Genomic DNA, 17,813 nt, shown 5'->3' with positions numbered 1-17,813 from the left:
TCGACCGGTCAGCCGCCGACTTGAGGGGGATCCCATGGCAACTCGGCCGCCTCCCCCACCGCCTCGACCCCGGCCGAGTGCCGCGGCGCCGGCAGGTCGGCGACGGTGTGCCAGCGGCCGCGGGTGCGGGCCGCCTCCCGGGTGACCAGGTGCACCGGCAGCGGCGGCGGGCGGAACGGGCCGGCGCCCCAGCGCACCCAGAGGGCGAGCCGGCCGGCGGCGGCCTCGGCCAGCAGCTTGTCCACGGTGCGCTGCCGGTCGAGCCGGTCGATCTCGACCGCGATCGGCTGGCCGCCGGGGCGGGCGCAGGCGACGTCGAGCACCGAGTGGCCCTTGAGCGGCGGCGGGAGCTCCAGGACGCTCGGCGCCCGCCGGTAGACCCGCCAGCCCTGCGACTCGCCCCACTCCACCACCGCGTCGACGATGCGGGCGGTCGCCTTGTCCTCCGCGAGGTCGGCGAACTGCAGAGCGGCCAGGTGGGCAGCGAGCGAGGCAGCGGTGCGGGTGCCGTCGTCCATCGCCGTACTTTAGACCGCCGCCACCTGCTGGGACGCGAGCAGCCGGGTGACGTCCGCGGCCGGCATCGGCCGGGCCAGGTGATAGCCCTGGCCGAGGCCGTAGCCGAGCTCGGCGAGCCGGTCGGCCTGGGCCTGGCTCTCGATGCCCTCGGCCACCGTTTCGAGGCCGAGCGCGCGGGCCATCTGGATCACCGCGTGGGCGACCGCCTGCCGGGCCGTCGCCTCCGGGGTGCCCGGCTCGCCGACCTCGATGCCGTCGACGAACGACTTGTCCAGCTTCACGATCGAGGCCGGGAACGCCCGCAGCAGCGACAGCGAGGACTCGCCGGTGCCGAAGTCGTCGAGTGCCAGCCGGATGCCCATCTCGTGCAGCTGGTGCAGGGTCCGCAGCACCTGGGGGCCGCGCAGCACCGCCGACTCGGTCAGTTCCAGCACCACGCGGTCGGCCGGCAGCCCGGTCTCGGCGAGGATGGCCCGTACGTCCTCGACGAAGTCGGGGTCGTGCAGCTGGCGCACCGACACGTTGGGGCCGACCTTCCGCAGCGCGTCGGGGCCGAACTCGGCCAGCCACGCCGCGGCCTGCCGGCAGGTCTCGCGCAGCACGTACCGGCCGAGCGGCACGATCAGGCCGGTGCCCTCGGCGGCCGGGATGAACTCGGCCGGCGAGACCAGGCCCCGGGTCGGGTGCTGCCAGCGGACCAGGGCCTCGACGCCGACCACGCGGCCGTGCCGGAGATCCATGATCGGCTGGTAGACGAGCCGGAACTCGTCGGTGTCCAGGGCCCGGCGCAGCTCGCCGCCGAGCCGGGCGTGGCCGAGCACCGGCAGGTCCATGCCGCCGTGGTAGCGCACGAAGTTGGCCTTGCCGCGCTGCTTGGCCGCGTACATGGCGACGTCGGCCTCGCGCAGCACGGTGTCGAGCGGGGTGCCGGCCTCGGCGGTGGCGATGCCGATGCTGGCGTGCACGAGCAGGTGGTGGGCGCTCATCGGGCCGGCGAAGGCGTCCAGGAGGCGCTGCGCGACCGCCTCGCCGTCCACGGCCGGGTGGCCGAGCAGCACCGCGAACTCGTCGCCGCCGAGCCGGGCCGGGAGGCCGTCGCGGGCCGCGATGCGCAGCGCGTCGGCGACCGCGATCAGCAGGTCGTCGCCGACCTCGTGGCCCATCGAGTCGTTCACCGTCTTGAAGTCGTCGAGGTCGACCACCAGCACGGTGGTCTCGCCGTCGGCAAGGGCGGCGGCCAGCCGTTCGCGGAACAGGCCGCGGTTGGCCAGGCCGGTGAGGCCGTCGTGGGTGACCTCGTGGCGCAGCCGCTCCTCGGAGGCGCGCTTCTCGCGCAGCAGCCGGGCGTTCTCCCGCATGGCGAGCAGCTGGCGGACCGCGACCAGGGCGTTGACCAGCACCGCGGCCACGATGACGAGCCGGCCGGGCCAGGTCAGCACGTGCCCCGGCAGCAGGGCGATCAGCGGCACGTCGACGGCGGCGATGGCGAGGTAGGGCAGCCAGGTGTTGGCGCGGCGGGGCCGGGCGCCGGTGGACGTCCACTGGCGGCGCACGGCGGCCACGGCCAGCAGCGGGGCGAACGGCATGACGACGGCCTGGGCCGGGACGGCACTGCCGTAGCCGCCGGCCACCGAGAGCAGGGCCACGGCCGCGCCGACCAGCCCGGAGCAGCCGATCAGCCGGATCGCCACCCGGTCGACCGGGCCGTCGCCGAGGTAGGAGACCTTGGTGATGCCCCCGACCGCCAGCACGAACGACAGGCCGATCAGCACCAGCGCCTGCGGGCTCCACGGGTCGGACGCGCCGAGCATCGGGACAAGGCCGAAGTCGAACAGCACCGTGGTGCAGCCGAGGAAGGCGATCGCCCGGTCCAGCCACTGCCGGCGTCGGTGGGCGCGGCCGTGGATGCCCAGCGGCACCCGCGCGACCGCCCACATGGCCAGGCCGAACGCGGCCGCGGCCAGGCCGGCGGCCGGGATCGGCATGCTCGGCAGCTCGCTCGTATCCCGGAACGCGGCGATGGCCAGGCCCGCGTAGCCGGCGGCGAGCAGCACGAAAGCGGCGAACAGCAGCCGCCAGAAGCGCCGCGCGACCGGGTCGGCCACGCGGCCGCGGATCAGGCCGAGGATGGCGTGGGCGCCGATCGCGGCGGTGACCGGCAGCGCCAGGTAGGCGATCGCCGCCGGCCCGGGACCGCCGGCCAGCCAGGCCGCGTACCAGGCGGTGAAGGCGGCCATGATCGCGGCGGTGACCACCAGGTGGCGTCGCGGTGCGCGGGAAGGTGCGGTCACCTGGGGTACATCGGCCGCGCCGGCCGCGGATGAAGCCTTCACGCCGCTTCGGCGCCCAGCGCCGCCTCGACGCGCCGCTGACCGGCGAGCATCGCCGCGACCAGCTCGGGGCTCATCGGCTCGGCCAGGTGGAAGCCCTGGCCGAGGGAGTAGCCGAGCCGGCGCAACCGCTCCGCCTGCTCCTCGTTCTCGATGCCCTCGGCGACCGTGTCGAGGTCGAGCGCGCCGGCCATCTGGATCACGGCGCGGGCCACCGCCTGCCGGGCGGCCGCCTCCGGGGTGTCCGGTTCGTCGAGCTCGATGCCGTCGACGAACGACTTGTCCAGCTTCACGATCGAGGCCGGGAAGGCGCGCAGCAGGCTGAGCGAGGACTCGCCGGTGCCGAAGTCGTCGAGCGCCAGCCGTACGCCCATGTCGTGCAGCTCGTGCAGGGTGCGCGAGACCTGCTGGCCGCGCAGCACCGCCGACTCGGTCAGCTCGAGCACCAGCATCGAGCCGGGCAGCCCGCTGTCGGCCAGGGCCGCGCGGACGTCGTCGACGAAGTCGGGGTCGTGCAACTGGCGGGCGGAGACGTTGGGCCCGGCTTTCTGCAGCACGTCCGGGCCGAACTCGGCCAGCCAGGCGGCCGCCTGCCGGCAGGTCTCGCGCAGCACGAACCGGCCCAGCGGCACGATCAGGCCGGTGCGCTCGGCGACCGGGATGAACTCGGCCGGCGAGATCATTCCGCGGACCGGGTGCTGCCAGCGGACCAGCGCCTCGACGCCGATGACCTGGTTGCGGTGCAGATCCACGAGCGGCTGGTAGACGACCCGGAACTCGCTCGCCTCCAGGCCGCGGCGCAGGTCGGCGCCGAGCTGGGCGTCGGCCACCACCGGCCGTTCCATGCCGGCGGTGAACCGCACCCAGTTGTCCCCGCCGCGCTGCTTGGCGGCGTAGAGGGCGGTGTCGGCGTTGCGCATCACGTGGTCGAGCGGGGTGCCGGCCGGGGCGGTCGCGATGCCGGCGCTGGCGTGCATGAGCAGCCGGTGCTCGCTCAGCGAGCCGCCGAGCACGGTCTCGATGCGGCCGGCCAGCTGCTCGGGGTCGACGGCCTCGTCGGTGACCAGCACGGCGAACTCGTCGCCGCCGAGCCGGGCGGTCAGACCGTCCGGGCCGGTCGCGTCGCGCAGCGCCGCGGCCACCGCGACCAGCAGGTCGTCGCCGATGTTGTGGCCGAGCGAGTCGTTGACCGTCTTGAAGTCGTCGAGGTCGACCAGGATCACGGTGGCCGGGCCCGCGGCGAGGGCGGCGGAGAGCCGGTCGCGGAACAGGGCGCGGTTGACCAGGCCGGTCAGCGAGTCGTGGGTGGCGTCGTAGCGCAGCCGCTCCTCCGACTCCCGCTGGCAGCGGATCAGGCGCTGGTTCTCCCGGTAGGCGAGGAACTGCCGCAGCGAGGCGAGCAGGGTGACGCCGACGGCGAGCAGCACGACCACGCGGCCGGGCCAGCGCATCGGGCCGAAGACGGTGGCGACCAGCGGCACGTCGACGGCGATCACGGCCAGGTACGGCAGCCAGGCGTCGCGCTGCGGCCGGGGCACGGTGTGGCGCCACTGCCGGGCGACAGCCAGGCAGATCAGCAGCGGGCCGAGCGGCAGCAGCAGCGCCAGGCTCGGGATGGTGGCGCGGTGCCCGGCGTGGGCGGCGACCATGGCGTAGCCGGCGGCGGCGAGCCCGCTGCAGGCGACCAGCCGCACGGCGGCCCGGTCGACCGGGCCGCCCGGCACGTACGCGACCCGGCTGATCCCGATCGCGCTCATCACGATGGCCAGGCCGACGGTCAGCTTGCTGCGGGCCGGCCAGTTGTCGTCCGACTCGATGAGCGGGGCGAGCGCGGCGAACCAGAGCAGCGTGAAGCAGCCGGTGAAGGCGATGGCCCGGTCCAGCCGCCGCTTCCAGCGCTCGGCGCGGGCGGTGGCGCCCAGCGGCACGAAGCAGATGGCGACGATCGCCACGACCAGCCCCACGGCGCTCAGCAGCGACGCCCAGAACGGCGGCTGGGGCGGCTGCGGGTAGGCGGCGAACGCGTATCCCGCCTGGATGCCGCGACCGAGCCCGACCGACGCCTCCAGCACCAGGATCAGCAGCCAGAACCGGCGCGCGGCCGCCTCCATCGGCACCGACCGCAGCAGCGCCAGCACCGAGATCGCGCCGACCAGCGTGCCGGCCGGCGCGGCCAGGTACGCCAGCACCGACGGTCCGGCGCCGACCGTCGCGTGCGCCAGGTACCAGACGGCCGACAGCCCGGCCACGGTGGCCGAGGCCAGCACGTAGCGACGGGGACGGCCGCGCCGGAGTTCGGTCATGCCGCAGGAATCGGCCGTATCCCGGCCGACTGTAGGAATCAGGTCACACCGGCCGGGGCAAGGAGCGCAGGATGGGCGCATGGACGTGAGCACGCGTGAGGGCGAGATCCGGGAGCGGCTGACCGACATCGGCGGCGACGATCCGGGCGCGGCCGAGCGGGCACTGATGGCGCGGCTGCTCCGGTCGTTCGCGGCCAAGACGCCGGGTGCGGTGGAACGGCTGGGCGAGCTGCTGCGCGGCGGCGACCCGGCGGCCGTACGCGACCAGGCACACGCCCTGAAGGGGTCGGCCGCCAACATCGGCGCCGCCACCCTGTCCGGCATCTTCGCCGAGATCGAGCACGACGCCCGCGACGGCGTGATCCCCGACGCCGACCTGACCCTGGGCCGCATCGGCGCCGAGCAGGCCCTCGTACTCGGCCTGCTCGACGAGGTCGCGCGGGAGCTGGACGGCTAGTCCCGGGTCTCCAGCGGCCGCAGCGCGCCCGGGATGGCCAGCACCGGCTCGACGATCTCGATCATCCGGGCGTAGTTGTCGAGGCGGTCCAGCAGCAGCGAGGTGACCACCATGCCCCGGCCGATCAGGACCAGGCCGTTGGTGGCGACGATGTCCTCGGCCACCCGCATGCCGACCTCGAGGTCGACGACCCGCAGGCCGCGGACCTTCTTCTCGGCCACCTGCCCGAGTCCCTTGACCTCGCGCAGCCGGGCCAGCACCGGCATGGCCGCGTGGTCGCGGCACTCGAGCACGGTGATCGCGTTCTCGATCTCCAGGCCGCGGCTCTCCAGCGTCTCGTAGTCGATCGCGGTGCGGACGACGTCGACGGCCGCCGCGATCACCGGCGAGGACGGCCGGGGCGCATCCGGCGCCAGCCCGCGCACGATCTCCAGGACGTCCTCGAGGTTCGGGATGCCCTGCAACAGCCGCACCGCGACGCCCGGCATGTGGTCGACCATCGCCTGCTCCTCGTCGGTGCAGGGCAGGCCCTTGTCCAGCTTGGCCAGCACGCTCGGCGGAATGGTGACGGCGCCGAGCTGGGAGGCCATGGCGGCGACCTCGATCTCCCACAGGTTGCCGAGCTGGAGGGCGGCGCAGAGCTCGGAGACGAGGGTACGGATCCGGCCGGCCCGGGCGAAGGCGACCGGGCTGGCCAGCTCGAGGCAGCCGAAGACGGCCTGGATGCTGGCCTTGAGCGTGGTGTCGAGCAGGTGCCGCTCGGTCGTCGAGCGGCCGTAGCGGGCGACCGCCTCCTGCACCGTGGCCCGCAGCTCCTCGCTCTTGACCGGCTTGGCCAGGTAGCGGTAGACGCCGCCGTCGTTGATCGCCGCGATCGCCGCGTTCAGGTCGCTCTGGGCGGTGTGCAGCACGCGGGTGGTGTCCGGGTACTCCAGCTGGACCCGGCGCAGCAGCTCGACGCCGTCCATGCCGGGCATCCGCAGGTCGCTGATCACCGCGGCGACCGGCCCGGCGTCGGCCAGCACGCGCAGCGCGTCGTCGCCGCTCCCGGCGGTCAGCACCCGGTGGTCGCGGCGCAGCTGGAGCGAAAGCGCCTCGAGGATCTCCGACTCGTCGTCGACGACCAGCACGGTCGAGCGCTCAGTTGCCATGTCCCCGCTCCCGGTCAGCGTGATGTGCCTCTCGTCACCATGATCGGACGATGGCCGCCCCCGGGTGAGCGTTTGACCGGCTATTCGCCGCCCGAGACCGGCGTGCCGACCCGGGCGGTGATGTGCGCGGGCGGCTCGATGCCGGCCGGCAGCAGCGGGTCGGCCACCGGCGTGCCCCAGGTCGCGACCACCGGCAGCCGGCCGGCCCACAGCCCGAGCGCGGCGTCCGGGCCGTCGCCGTCCTCGGGATGACCGTCGCTGATCTTCACCGAGGCCTCGGTCAGCGGCACCGCGAGCAGCCGGGTGGCGGCCAGCTCCTTGCCCGACGGGCCACGCGCGTAGTCCCACTGCCCGGGCGCCAGGTGCTCGGAGAGCAGCCGCAGCCCGTACCGCAGGTCGTCGGGGCCGGTGACCGGCTCGGGCACGCCGTAGATCATCGCGCTCCGGTAGTTGACGCCGTGCTCGAAGACCGACCGGGCCAGGACCAGCCCGTCCAGCACGGTGACCGTCACGCACACCTCGGCCGGGCCGGTGAGCAGGCTGCGGCTGGCCACCGAGCCGTGCAGGAAGATCCGTTCGCGGTCGTAGCCGTACACGGTCGGCACCACCATCGGATGCCCGTCGACGATCACGCCGAGGTGGGCGACCTGGCCGGCGGCGAGCACCGCGAAGAGGTCGGCCGGGTCGGTGCGGCCGTTCTCCTTGATGCGGCGGTGGCGGGTGCGAGGGGTGGAGGAGAGCACGCCTCACTTTAGGGGTTCAGGCGTTGACCGGTCGCCGCGCCGGGCAGTCCCCCCATTTCGGGTTCTCCGCGCCGTCCGAAGGACCAGGCGCCGGTGACGGCCCCGTGTTGTGGTGGTCGTGCGGGCCCAGGTCCAGCATCTCCTGGACGGTCGAGCGCAGCAGGTCGTTCGGACACGGCTTGAGCAGGATCGCGCAGCAGCCGGCCGCGATCGGCTCGTTGTCGCCGGGGTTGAGGTGCCCGCTGAGCATGACGATCGGCGTACGGGAGAGGTCGGGGTGCCGCCGGATCGCGCGGGTCAGCTCGAGCCCGTCCATCCGCGGCATGCCGAGGTCGGTGAGGATCAGATCGGGGCGGTCGGCGGCGGCGCGCTCGAGCGCGGCCAGCCCGTCCGGCTCGTGCAGCACGGTGTGCCCGGCGCGCCTGAGCAACCTGGTGAGGATGGCAGCGATGTCCTGGTCGTCCTCGGCAATGAGCACTACGGCCATGTCCGCTCCGGCACGCTGGTGGCTGACAGTTCCCCTCAGCATGCGCCGCGGACGTCCGGGATGTGCGGGAAACGAGTTATGTCTTGACGGCCACGCCGGCGATGATCTCGTCCCGCACGGCCGGCCCGGGATCGGGATCGCCGGACTCGGGACGCCAGTCCCCCGCCGGCACGATGCCCGGCTCGACCAGCCGCCAGTCGCCGAAGAACGCCCGGAGCTCGTCACACTCCCGCAGGATCATCGGCGAGGTCGTGTGGTTGTAGATCCGCAGGAGCGCCCGGGCGTGCGGCCGGCTGCGGTCGGCACACGCGTGGGTCAGCACCAGGTGGCTGCCGGGCGCCAGCGCGTCGCGGTACCGCTCGAGGGCGCGCCCGAGCCGCTCGGTGTCCGGGATGAAGTGCGCGACGGCCACGGCCAGCAGGCACACCGGACGATCAAGATCAAGCAGCGCGCGTACGGCCGGAGCACCGAGCACCGCGTCGGCGTCGGTCAGATCGGCCAGCACCGCGGCCGAGCCCCCGTCCCCCTCCGCCACCCGCCGGGTGTGCACCACGGCCACCGGGTCGAGGTCGACCGAGACGATCCGGCAGTCCGGGCGGATCGCCCGCGCCACCTCGGGCACGCTGCCCGCGGCCGGGATGCCGGCGCCCAGATCCAGGAACTGGTCGAGCCCGTCGCGGGCGGCGGCGGCCACCGCCCGGCGCAGGAAGGCCCGGCCCATCCGCAGCACGGTCGGCAGCTCGGGCATGGCGGCCAGCGCGATCGCGGCCGCCTGCCGGTCGGCCGCGAAGTGATGCGTGCCGCCCAGGTAGTAGTCGTACACCCGGGCGGCGCTCGGCCGCTGCGGATCGATCTCGGGCACGGTCTCGATCGCCACCGCTATCGCCTCCCCTCCCGCGAGCCTAGGGAAACCGGTACCCGGAGCGTGGCGAATCGATAATGTAGGTCCGGATATGGGGCAGACGCGCGGTTATGGGCAATCGGAACCGGACGAGCGGCCGGCAGAGGCGCCCGGCGAGCTGCTCCGGGCGATGATCCAGTCCTCGCACGATGCGATCTTCGCGGTCGGCCGGGACTTCACCGTGCTGGCCTGGAACCCGGCGGCCGAGGCGCTCTACGGCTACCGCGCCGACGAGATCGTCGGCCGGGGCGTCGACGTGCTGGTCCCCGGCGACCGCCGCGCCGACCAGCGGGAGATGTTCCTGCTGCTGGAGTCGGGCGCCCGCCTCGAGCGGTTCCGCACCCGCCGCCGGCACCGCGACGGCCACTGGCTGCAGGTCACGCTCACCATGTCGCCGCTGCACGGCCCGGACGGCACGATGACCGGCTACACCGTGATCGCACGGCCGGTCAGCGCCCGGGAACGGCTCGAGTCCAGCTTCCAGGCCCTGCTCGAGGCGGCCCCGGATGCGTTCGTCGGGGTCGGCGACGACGGCCGGGTGGTGCTGGCCAACACGCAGGCCGAGACGCTGTTCGGGCTGACCCGGCACGGGCTGCTGGGCCGGCAGATCGACAAGCTGCTCACGCCGCCGCTGCCGGGCGACGCCGTGCTCGCGCCGACGCTGGACGACGATCCGGGGCCGGCCTCGACGGCGCACCGGGCCGACGGGACGACGGTGCCGGTCGAGGTGTCGGTGAGCATCCTGCCGACCGAGGACGGGCGGATCCGGTGCGCGGTCATCCGGGACATCACCGAGCGCGTACGGGCGCAGGAAAGGTTTCTGCAGTTGCAGGCCGAGGCCGAGCGCGCGCAGGTGGAGGCGCAACTGCAGCGCACCCAGCGGCTCGAGGGCCTGGGTCAGCTGGCCGGCGGGGTCGCGCACGACTTCAACAACCTGATCGCGGTGATCAGCAACTACGCGACGTTCATCGCCGAGGCCGCGCACGAGGAGGGGCTCGCCGAGATCGCCGGCGACGCCGAGCAGATCACCAAGGCGGCCCAGCGCGGCGCCGACCTCACCCACCAGCTGCTGGCGTTCGCGCGGCGCGAGGTGGTGCGGCCTCGGGCGCTGGACCTCAACGATGTGGTGAGCGGTATCGAGCAGATGTTGCGCCGGTCGATCGGCGAGCACATCACCCTCGACGTACGCCTGGAGGAGAGTCTTCCGTCGATCACCGCCGACCCCGGTCAGCTCGACCAGGTGCTGGTGAACCTGGCGGTGAACGCGCGCGACGCCATGCCGCGCGGCGGGACGATCACGATCGAGACCTGCGAGCTGACCGTGGACCGCGACTACGCGGCGACCCGGCCGCAGCTGCGCACCGGGCGCTACGTCCGGCTGCGGGTCAGCGACACCGGCACCGGCATGCCGCCCGAGGTGATCGAGCGCGCGTTCGAGCCGTTCTACACGACCAAGCCGGCCGGCAAGGGCACCGGGCTGGGGCTGGCCACCGTCTACGGCATCATCACCGCGGCGGGCGGCGACCTCGGCATCTACTCGGAGCCGGGGCTGGGCACCACGTTCACGATCCTGCTGCCCACCACCGACGCGCGGCCGGCCGAGGCCGAGGAGCCGGACGAGCCGCCGCCGACCGGCTCCCGCCGCGGCACCATCCTCGCGGTCGAGGACGAGCCGGCCCTGCGCGACGTGCTGCAGCGCATCCTGGCCGGCGCCGGGCACCAGGTGCTGATCGCCGCCGACGGCCCGGCCGCGCTGCTGCTGGCGGCCGCGCACGAGGGCCACATCGACGTGCTGCTCACCGACGTGGTGATGCCGCACATGCTGGGCAAGGACCTGGCCGAGCGGTTCCGGTCGGTGGCGCCCGGCGCCGGCGTGCTGTTCATGTCCGGCTACGCCCGGCCGGCGCTGGCCTCGCAGGGCACGCTCGACCCCGACATGACGCTGGTCGAGAAGCCGTTCTCCAAGGCGCAGCTGCTGGCGGCCGTGCAGCAGTGCCTGGAGCACGCCTGAGCCGCGGCCGTGTCATCCTTCTCGGCGTGACCACGATCGGTTTCCTGCACACCGCCGACGTCCACGTGCCCACGTTCCGGGGCCTGCGCGAGGAGCTCGCCCCCGGCTGGCAGGACCTGCACGTCGTCGACCCGTCGCTGCTCGCCGACGCCCGCCGGGAGGGGATCACGCCGGAGCTGGCCGCGCGGATCGACGCGCAGCTGCACGAGCTGGCCGACCGGGGCGCCGACGTCATCGTCTGCACCTGCTCGACGCTGGGCGGCCACGTCGAGCGGCGCACCGCCGACCTGGGCGTGCCGGTGCTGCGGCTGGACCGGCCGATGGCCGAGGCCGCGGTGGCGGCCGGCTCCCGGATCGCCGTCGTCGCCACGGTCGCCTCGACCCTGCAGCCGACGTGCGACCTGTTGCGCTCGGCCGCGGCCGCCGCTGTCCCCGCGGTCACGCTCGTGGAAGTGCTCTGCGCCGAGGCCTGGCCGTTCTTCGAGGCCGGCGACCTCGACGGCTACGCCCGGACCGTCGCCGCCCGGGCGCGCAAGATCGCGCCCGAGGTGGACGTGATCGTGCTGGCCCAGGCCAGCCTGACGCCGGCCGCGGCGCTGCTCGCGGATCTGCCGATCCCGGTGCTGAGCAGCCCGCGGGCGGCCGTGGCCCGGGCGATATCGACGATGGCCTAGGCCCTCCCGTCGACCGCGCGTGATCGGCGAGACCGGCCCGGCCTGGCCGATCCGGCGGCTCAGCGCTCGGCCGCTTCCTCCTCCTCGGCCTCGACCCGCTCGTCCTCGGCCGACTGGCGCTGGGCCGGAACCTGCTCCTCGCCGTCCTCGGCGCCGTGCCGGGGACCGGAGACCGGGGCCTCGACCGGCTGCGGGACGACGTGGCCGTTGCCCTGCGCGGCCGGCGCCACCAGCGACTGCTCCGGCAGCTCGCCGGCGACCTGCGGCTGGTCGACCCAGAGCGCGCGCAGCTGGCCCTGCATGAAGGTGGTCAGGCGCGACCGGTACTCGCGGTCGAACTGCTCGAGCGCCTCGATCTGCTGCTGCAGCGCCTCGCGCTTGGTGCCGAGGCTGCCGACCACGTCGTCGTAGCGCTGGCGGGCCTGCAGGTTGAGGTGGTCGGCGTTGGCCTGCGCGTCGACCGCGATCTGGTCGGCCTGGGCGCGGGCGTCGGCGACGATCTTCTCCGCCGTGCGGCGCGACTCCTCGGTGCGCTGGTGCGAGTCGCGAGCGATCTGCTCGGCGGCGGCGCGGGCGTCGGTGAGGATCTTCTCGGCCTCACGGCGGACGTTGTGCGCGTGCACCTGCGCGTCGCGGGCGATCTGCTCGGCCGCGGCCAGCGCGTCCGTACGGATCTTGTCGGCCTGGTGGTGGGCGCGGGCGACGTGCTCCTCGGCCGTGCGCTGCGCGAGCGTCAGCACCTGCAGCGCCTGGTTGGGGTGGGCCTGCGGCGGCGGAACGACCGCCTGCTCGGAGGTCTGGCTGTCCGCTGACGTCCCATTGAGAAGCACTTTTACTCGATCCTTCATACGGTTGTCGGACAAGATGAAGACCTCCGGTGAGCCACCTGCGACGGGGGCGCTGGCGTGATCCGGCGGGGATGCTACCAACTTGAGCAGGCGTTTCGCGAGGGCCGAAGAGCCGCGATGTGCCCGGCTCGAGGTGGGGACTGCCCAGCTAGTTTCGGTTGTCCGGGGCTGCGCTTTAGGCCCGGCTCACCACGGGAGAGGTCACCCGTACGTCGTAGGGAGACCACACGCCCGCGTCCCACTACCCTGGGACCGTGCCAGACGACGCCGTGGCCTCCGCCGTCCGCGAGGTGCTGTCCGTCATTCCGGCGGGCTGCTCCTGGCTGCGCCCGGTGGCGGGCGACGACGGGACGATCGTCGACTTCGAGGTGGCGGCGGCGAGCGGCAGCGGTCACGACATCTACCGCCGCGGCACCGAGCGGGTCCACTCCCGGCTCAGCGCGCTCTATCCGAGCATGGTCGGCGGTCCGCTGTGGGAGCTCTACCTCGAGGTGCTGCGCACCGGCGAGCCGGGAAAGATCAACGAGTTCCGGTACGAGGAGAGCGCGGCCGGCATCGTGCCGAGCTCGCTGTTCGACGTGTCCGTCAACCGCGTGCTCGACGGCCTGCTGGTCTGGTGGCAGCGGCTGGACGAGGACCGCCGCCGCATCGAGCGCACCGAGCAGCTGGGCAACCTCGGCTGGGCCGAGTACGACATGGTGACCGGGCAGAGCCACTGGTCGCCCGGCATGTACCGGATCTTCGAGCGCGATCCCGCCCGCGGGCCGCTGAGCCAGGCCGAGCAGGCCGCCGCCGTCGAGCCGGACGACCGGGGGCTGGGCGAGGCCGCCTGGCAGACCATGGACATCGGCGGCGTCTCCGACGTGACCGTGCGTTTCCGGATCGGCTCGTCGGTCAAGTACCTGCGCGTGCTGTCGGACGTGGTGATGGACGCGGCCGGCAGCCCCATCAAGGTCAACGCCGTGGTCCAGGACGTGACGGCGCGCGAGCAGACCCGCGGGGCGATCGAGCGGCTCAGCGACCAACTGCGGACCCGGGAGCTGACCGCGATCGCCGAGCACCGCCTGGCCGCCCGCCTGCAGAACATGATCCAGCCGATCCCGGCGGCGCCGTTCCACCTGCCCGGCCTCGAGGTGATGGTCGGCTACCTGCCGGCCGAGAGCGCGGTGCGGGTCGGCGGCGACTGGTACCACGCGCAGGAGCTGACCGACGGCCGGTCGCTGTTGGCGGTCGGCGACATGGCCGGGCACGGGCTGTCGGCGGCCAACAGCATGGCCCACCTGCGGTTCGCGCTGATCGCGTGGCTGGCCATCGGCATCGACGATCCGGCCACGCTGCTGCGCCACCTCAACCAGCTGTGCGGGCGGCTGAAGGTCACCGGGACCGCCGTGATCGCCGTCTACGACCCACACGCGCGGTCGCTGACCTGGGGGCGGGCCGGCCACGCGGCGCCGCTGCTGGCCCGGGGCGGCACGGCGCTGCCGCTCGACCTGCCGGCCGGGCTGCTGCTCGGCGCCGACGACCACTCGACGTACCAGGTGCTGACGCCCTGCCTGGCCGCCGGCGACCTGCTGCTGCTCTACACCGACGGGTTGGTCGAGCGCCGCCGCCCGGGCACCCCGAGCCTGCTCTCCGAGGTGATCGAGGCGGTCGGCGCGGCGTCGGCCGAGCCTCCCGGCACCGCGCTGGCCGGCCTGGCCGGGCGCCTCAACCGCCCCAGCCCCGACGACGACACCTGCACGGTCGCGGTCCGCGTCCTCTAGCCCGCCGGCCCGCCGCCGGCCCGCCGCCCGGTCGCTGCCGGCCCGCCGCCCGGTCGCTGCCGGCCCGCCGCCCGGTCGCTGCCGGCCCGCCGCCCGGTCGCTGCCGGCCCGCCGCCCGGTCGCCGCCGGCCCGCCGCGTCGGCGGCGCCGCCTCGCCTAGCGGACCATCCCCAGCCGCACGGCGGTGTGGCCGTCGCCGTCGGAGGCGATGCCGACCTCGTCGCAGATCCGTTCCACGATCGCCAGTCCCCGGCCGCGCAGCTCGTCGGCGGCCGGCATGGCCCGCCCGAAACCGGGTGGCCTGCCCTCGTCGACCACGTCGCACCGGACCCGTTCGCCGTCGGCCCAGATCCGCACTACCCCGCCGCCGGTCGTGTGCTGCAGCGTGTTCGTGGCCAGCTCGCTGACGGCCACCGCGAGCAGGTCGGCGCGCAGCGGGGAGAGGCCCAGCGCGGTCGCCTCGCCGCGGACGAACTCGCGCACCACGGCCAGATCCCCGGGCTCGCGATACGACGACTCGGCCGGTCGCGTCGCGGCGGCGGGCGGGTCGAGCGGAGTGCTCACCAGGTCACTCCCCCGCCCGGTCGCCGTGGTGCGGGCCCTCACCGTGGCCCGGGACATCGCCCGGCGGCGCGGCGCCATTGTGCGTCCCGGCGGCCTTGCCGGTGGCGTCGCGGGCCAGCAGCGCGGCGACGCCGGTCAGGTCGAGGACCGCCGCGACCGAGCCGCTCGGGTTCTCCAGATAGAGCCGGCCGCCACGCTCGGCCGCCGCGCGGTGGGCGGCGACCAGTCCGTGCACCCCGCTGGAGTCGAGGAAGTCGACGGCGCCGAGATCGACGACGACCGCGGTCGACCGGTCCACGGCGGCCAGCAGGGTGGCGATCAGCTCATCCCGTACGGCCAAATCGCAGTCGCCGGCCAACGCAACCCGGACGCCGCCCGGTTCCTCGGAGGTCGTGGCCGCGAAGCGTGCCATCGATACCCCCTCCCCGTGCGCGGACCGAGCCATCATGTCATCCGCCGGGCGCGGTTCCAACGTCTTCCGCCCTCGGGGCGACTCATGTGGTCGACTTCTGCCTTTAAGACCCTTATATGCCCCTTAGTATGAGTTGTCGGAAACACAGCATCGCGGCGACGGGGGTCTTATGAGGTTGCGACGTTTCTGGATCCTCGCGGCGGCCGCCTGCGCCGCCCTGCTTCCCGCCGCCGCTCCGGCCCGGGCCGACGCCGTCTACACCGTCGCGTCGTGGGAGATGAACGAGCGCCCCGGATCGCGGGTGATGCACGACGACAGCGGCAACGGGCTGTACGGCACGATCGGCCGCGAGGTGATCACCGGCTCGGGCGGCTTCCGGTTCGCCCGGCTGCAGCCGGACACCCCGCCTACGCACCCGCGCCACCTGGTCGTGGTGCCGAACGCGGGCGAGCTCAACCCCGGTGACCGCGAGTTCGAGATCTCGCTGCGGCTGCGGACGGTCTACCACTTCGGCAACATCGTCCAGAAGGGACAGGCCACGGTGGCCGGCGGCAGCTACAAGCTGCAGATCCCGAGCGGCAAGGTGCAGTGCTGGTTCCGGGGCTCGGCCGGGCAGGTGCTGGTGACCGCGCCGCGGGCGATCAACGACGGCCGGTGGCATTTGGTCACCTGCACCCGCTACTCCGACGGCGTGACGCTGGCGATCGACGGGTCCCGGGTGGCGTCGCGGTGGGGCGCGACCGGCCGGATCGCCAACTCGTGGCCACTGTCGATCGGCGGCAAGACCACGTGCGACCAAGTCACGGTCGGCTGCGACTACTTCGCGGGCGATCTCGACTACGTACGCATCAACGCCGCCGACCACGACTGGTAGCGCGCGGAACACGCTCCGAAAGATCGCCGTCCGCGATCGCCCCCGAGGTTGACACTCGGGGGCGAGCCGGGCGAATGTTCGACAATGAGCGATGAGTGGCCCGGCGCGGGAACCCTGCTGGCCGCGCGCTACCGCCTGGTCGCCCTCCTCGAGACCGGCGGCATGGCGCAGATCTGGCACGCCCGCGACGAGTCGCTGGACCGCAACGTCGCGGTGAAGCTGCCGAAGGGCCCGCAGGTCGTCTGGCGCGAGGCCCGGATGGCGGCCAAGCTGCAGCATCCGGCCATCGCCGCGGTCCACGACTACCGCGAGGCGGTGCGCCCGGACGGGACCGTGTCACCGTTCGTCGTGATGGAGCTGCTGGCCGGCGAGACGGTCGCGGCCCGCCTGGTCCGCGAGACGTTCACCTGGCCGGAGGCCGCCCGCGTCGGCGCCGCGGTGGCCGACGCGCTGGCCGCCGCCCACGCCGGCGGCGTCGTCCACCGCGACATCAAGCCCGGCAACGTCATGCTCACCCCCACCGGCGTGAAGATCCTCGACTTCGGCATCAGCGCCACCGCCGGCGAACCCGACGACGACGACACCGGCGCCACCTTCGGCACGCCGGCCTACGTCGCGCCCGAGCGCCTGGACGGCATGCCGGCCGAGCCGGCCACCGACGTGTACGGCCTGGGCGTGCTGCTGTTCGAGATGGTGACCGGCCAGCCGCCGTACCCGGTGGAGACCTGGGAGGAGCTCGACGAGGCCCGCCTCTCCGGCCCGCGCACACTCCCCGAGTCGCTGCCCACCGACTTCCGCGCCGTGGTCGAGGGTTGCCTGGCCGAGAACCCGGCCGACCGCCCGCCGGCGAGCGAGGTGCGCTTCACCCTCACCTCCCTGTGGCTGGCCGACCAGCCCGATCCGGATGCGCCCGCCGCCGAGCCGGCCGCGTCCGCCGCCCGGCCGGCGCCCGCCGCGGTGCGCACCTCGGCGCGGCCCGCAGCCCGGCCCGCATCGGCCCCGCCGCCTGCCACCCGGCCGACATCCGCCCCACCGGCCACCCGGCCGACATCCGCCCCACCGGCCACCCGGCCGACATCCGCCCCACCGGCCACCCGGCCGGCATCCGCCCCGCCGGCCACCCGGCCGACGTCGCCGCAGCCCGTCCTGGCACCACAGTTCGCCGCCGGGGCCTCACCCGTCCGTCCGCGGGTGGCCGAGATGGTCTGGCCCGAGCCCGTCTCCGGCCGGGTCGCGGCCGACACCCTGCCCCTGACGACGGCGCCGCCGAAGCGCCCTCTGGCCTTCGTCCTCGGCGTCCTGGCTCTCCTGGTCGCGGCCGGCGGCATCTACGCCGTGGTCAACCGCCCTCAGGAGAAGCACGACACCCCCGCGGCCGCCCCGACCGCCACGCTCCTGTACTCGCTCGACCCGCCGGTCGCACCGCCCGCGACCAGGCCGTCCAGCGCCGCGCCCACCACCACGTCGCCCACGCCCAAGCTCAGTTTCGACGACGCCCTGAGCAACCTGCGCTCCGCGGTCGAGAACGGCCGGGCCAACGGCAGCATCCGCGGCGACGTCGCCACCGACTTCCTCAACCTCATCCGCAACCTGGGCCGCTCGGACGGCAAGGACGTGGACGCCCAGGTCGCGCAGCTACGCCGGAAGATCGCCCAGCGCACCGGCGAGGACGACGCCCTCACCCCCGCCCAGGCCGCCGTGCTGCGAGCCCGGGTGACCGATTTGGACCGCGCCGCCGGAATGTAGCCGGCCGCATCGCGCGGCCGGGAACGCCGC

At 74.2% G+C, this 17,813-nt stretch carries 16 protein-coding genes; 6 read left to right on the top strand and 10 right to left on the bottom strand.

Features of this window, described 5'->3' with window-relative positions:
* Positions 1–8: 8 nt before the first annotated feature.
* From ACQP2F_RS22705 to ACQP2F_RS22695, 3 genes are read right to left on the bottom strand one after another with little or no spacing between them, the layout of a single operon-like run.
* On the bottom strand, positions 9–518 hold the full coding sequence (locus tag ACQP2F_RS22705; RefSeq protein WP_433307140.1) for a hypothetical protein: 510 nt from the start codon (positions 516–518) through the stop codon (positions 9–11).
* Positions 519–527: 9 nt separating this feature from the next.
* A complete protein-coding gene (locus ACQP2F_RS22700; protein WP_433307139.1) occupies positions 528–2,852 on the bottom strand; it encodes a putative bifunctional diguanylate cyclase/phosphodiesterase in 2,325 nt (774 codons plus the stop codon).
* Positions 2,849–5,152 (bottom strand): putative bifunctional diguanylate cyclase/phosphodiesterase, encoded by a 2,304-nt coding sequence (locus tag ACQP2F_RS22695; protein WP_433307137.1) that lies wholly within the window; start codon positions 5,150–5,152, stop codon positions 2,849–2,851. The genes ACQP2F_RS22700 and ACQP2F_RS22695 overlap by 4 nt, the downstream gene beginning before the upstream one ends.
* Positions 5,153–5,231: 79 nt before the next feature.
* On the opposite strand from ACQP2F_RS22695, the gene ACQP2F_RS22690 reads away from it, so the two are divergent.
* Positions 5,232–5,609 carry an Hpt domain-containing protein gene (locus ACQP2F_RS22690; RefSeq protein ID WP_433307135.1) on the top strand — a complete coding sequence of 126 codons (378 nt, stop codon included), beginning with the start codon at positions 5,232–5,234 and terminating at the stop codon, positions 5,607–5,609.
* On the opposite strand, the gene ACQP2F_RS22685 is transcribed toward ACQP2F_RS22690, so the two are convergent.
* The 4 genes from ACQP2F_RS22685 to ACQP2F_RS22670 all read right to left on the bottom strand — a co-directional run bounded on the left by ACQP2F_RS22685 (position 5,606) and on the right by ACQP2F_RS22670 (position 8,867).
* Positions 5,606–6,760: a response regulator gene (locus ACQP2F_RS22685; RefSeq protein ID WP_433307133.1), complete on the bottom strand. Its 1,155-nt coding sequence runs from the start codon at positions 6,758–6,760 to the stop codon at positions 5,606–5,608. The two genes, ACQP2F_RS22690 and ACQP2F_RS22685, sit on opposite strands and share 4 nt — an antisense overlap.
* Positions 6,761–6,840: 80 nt before the next feature.
* Positions 6,841–7,503, bottom strand: coding sequence for a pyridoxamine 5'-phosphate oxidase family protein (locus ACQP2F_RS22680; protein ID WP_433307132.1), 663 nt, complete (start codon positions 7,501–7,503; stop codon positions 6,841–6,843).
* A gap of 16 nt (positions 7,504–7,519) precedes the next feature.
* Positions 7,520–7,990: a response regulator gene (locus ACQP2F_RS22675; RefSeq protein WP_433307130.1), complete on the bottom strand. Its 471-nt coding sequence runs from the start codon at positions 7,988–7,990 to the stop codon at positions 7,520–7,522.
* Positions 7,991–8,066: 76 nt separating this feature from the next.
* Positions 8,067–8,867 (bottom strand): SAM-dependent methyltransferase, encoded by an 801-nt coding sequence (locus ACQP2F_RS22670; protein ID WP_433307128.1) that lies wholly within the window; start codon positions 8,865–8,867, stop codon positions 8,067–8,069.
* Between the two features lie 76 nt (positions 8,868–8,943).
* Here ACQP2F_RS22670 and ACQP2F_RS22665 point away from each other — a divergent pair, with 76 nt between their 5' ends.
* A complete protein-coding gene (locus tag ACQP2F_RS22665; RefSeq protein WP_433307126.1) occupies positions 8,944–10,902 on the top strand; it encodes a PAS domain S-box protein in 1,959 nt (652 codons plus the stop codon).
* 26 nt (positions 10,903–10,928) lie between these two features.
* Entirely contained in the window at positions 10,929–11,576 is a 648-nt protein-coding gene (locus ACQP2F_RS22660; protein ID WP_433307124.1) for an aspartate/glutamate racemase family protein, read from the top strand.
* 59 nt (positions 11,577–11,635) lie between these two features.
* On the opposite strand, the gene ACQP2F_RS22655 is transcribed toward ACQP2F_RS22660, so the two are convergent.
* Complete coding sequence (locus tag ACQP2F_RS22655) at positions 11,636–12,406, bottom strand: hypothetical protein (RefSeq protein ID WP_433307122.1); 771 nt, start codon at positions 12,404–12,406, stop codon at positions 11,636–11,638.
* A 272-nt stretch (positions 12,407–12,678) separates the two neighbouring features.
* Between ACQP2F_RS22655 and ACQP2F_RS22650 the strand changes: the two genes are divergently transcribed.
* Complete coding sequence (locus ACQP2F_RS22650) at positions 12,679–14,187, top strand: PP2C family protein-serine/threonine phosphatase (RefSeq protein ID WP_433307120.1); 1,509 nt, start codon at positions 12,679–12,681, stop codon at positions 14,185–14,187.
* A 156-nt stretch (positions 14,188–14,343) separates the two neighbouring features.
* On the opposite strand, the gene ACQP2F_RS22645 is transcribed toward ACQP2F_RS22650, so the two are convergent.
* Both ACQP2F_RS22645 and ACQP2F_RS22640 read right to left on the bottom strand, forming a co-directional pair.
* Positions 14,344–14,751 carry an ATP-binding protein gene (locus ACQP2F_RS22645; protein ID WP_433307118.1) on the bottom strand — a complete coding sequence of 136 codons (408 nt, stop codon included), beginning with the start codon at positions 14,749–14,751 and terminating at the stop codon, positions 14,344–14,346.
* 4 nt (positions 14,752–14,755) lie between these two features.
* Positions 14,756–15,163 carry an STAS domain-containing protein gene (locus ACQP2F_RS22640; RefSeq protein ID WP_433307116.1) on the bottom strand — a complete coding sequence of 136 codons (408 nt, stop codon included), beginning with the start codon at positions 15,161–15,163 and terminating at the stop codon, positions 14,756–14,758.
* Positions 15,164–15,332: 169 nt separating this feature from the next.
* Between ACQP2F_RS22640 and ACQP2F_RS22635 the strand changes: the two genes are divergently transcribed.
* On the top strand, positions 15,333–16,037 hold the full coding sequence (locus ACQP2F_RS22635) for a LamG-like jellyroll fold domain-containing protein (protein WP_433307114.1): 705 nt from the start codon (positions 15,333–15,335) through the stop codon (positions 16,035–16,037).
* 84 nt (positions 16,038–16,121) lie between these two features.
* Positions 16,122–17,783, top strand: coding sequence for a protein kinase domain-containing protein (locus ACQP2F_RS22630; protein ID WP_433307112.1), 1,662 nt, complete (start codon positions 16,122–16,124; stop codon positions 17,781–17,783).
* The last annotated feature ends 30 nt before the right edge of the window (positions 17,784–17,813 follow it).

The organism is Actinoplanes sp. CA-030573 (assembly GCF_050951115.1).
GTDB lineage: Bacteria > Actinomycetota > Actinomycetes > Mycobacteriales > Micromonosporaceae > Actinoplanes.
This window is presented reverse-complemented; position numbering and strand designations above follow the sequence as displayed.

Excerpts from the sequence above, each read along its gene's own strand:
- ACQP2F_RS22695 (WP_433307137.1), bottom strand. The coding sequence starts at position 5,152 with ATGACCGAACTCCGGCGCGGCCGTCCCCGTCGCTACGTGCTGGCCTCG.
- ACQP2F_RS22665 (WP_433307126.1), top strand. The coding sequence starts at position 8,944 with ATGGGGCAGACGCGCGGTTATGGGCAATCGGAACCGGACGAGCGGCCG.
- ACQP2F_RS22685 (WP_433307133.1), bottom strand. The coding sequence starts at position 6,760 with ATGGCAACTGAGCGCTCGACCGTGCTGGTCGTCGACGACGAGTCGGAG.
- ACQP2F_RS22630 (WP_433307112.1), top strand. The coding sequence starts at position 16,122 with ATGAGCGATGAGTGGCCCGGCGCGGGAACCCTGCTGGCCGCGCGCTAC.
- ACQP2F_RS22635 (WP_433307114.1), top strand. The coding sequence starts at position 15,333 with ATGAGGTTGCGACGTTTCTGGATCCTCGCGGCGGCCGCCTGCGCCGCC.
- ACQP2F_RS22640 (WP_433307116.1), bottom strand. The coding sequence starts at position 15,163 with ATGGCACGCTTCGCGGCCACGACCTCCGAGGAACCGGGCGGCGTCCGG.
- ACQP2F_RS22675 (WP_433307130.1), bottom strand. The coding sequence starts at position 7,990 with ATGGCCGTAGTGCTCATTGCCGAGGACGACCAGGACATCGCTGCCATC.
- ACQP2F_RS22690 (WP_433307135.1), top strand. The coding sequence starts at position 5,232 with ATGGACGTGAGCACGCGTGAGGGCGAGATCCGGGAGCGGCTGACCGAC.
- ACQP2F_RS22705 (WP_433307140.1), bottom strand. The coding sequence starts at position 518 with ATGGACGACGGCACCCGCACCGCTGCCTCGCTCGCTGCCCACCTGGCC.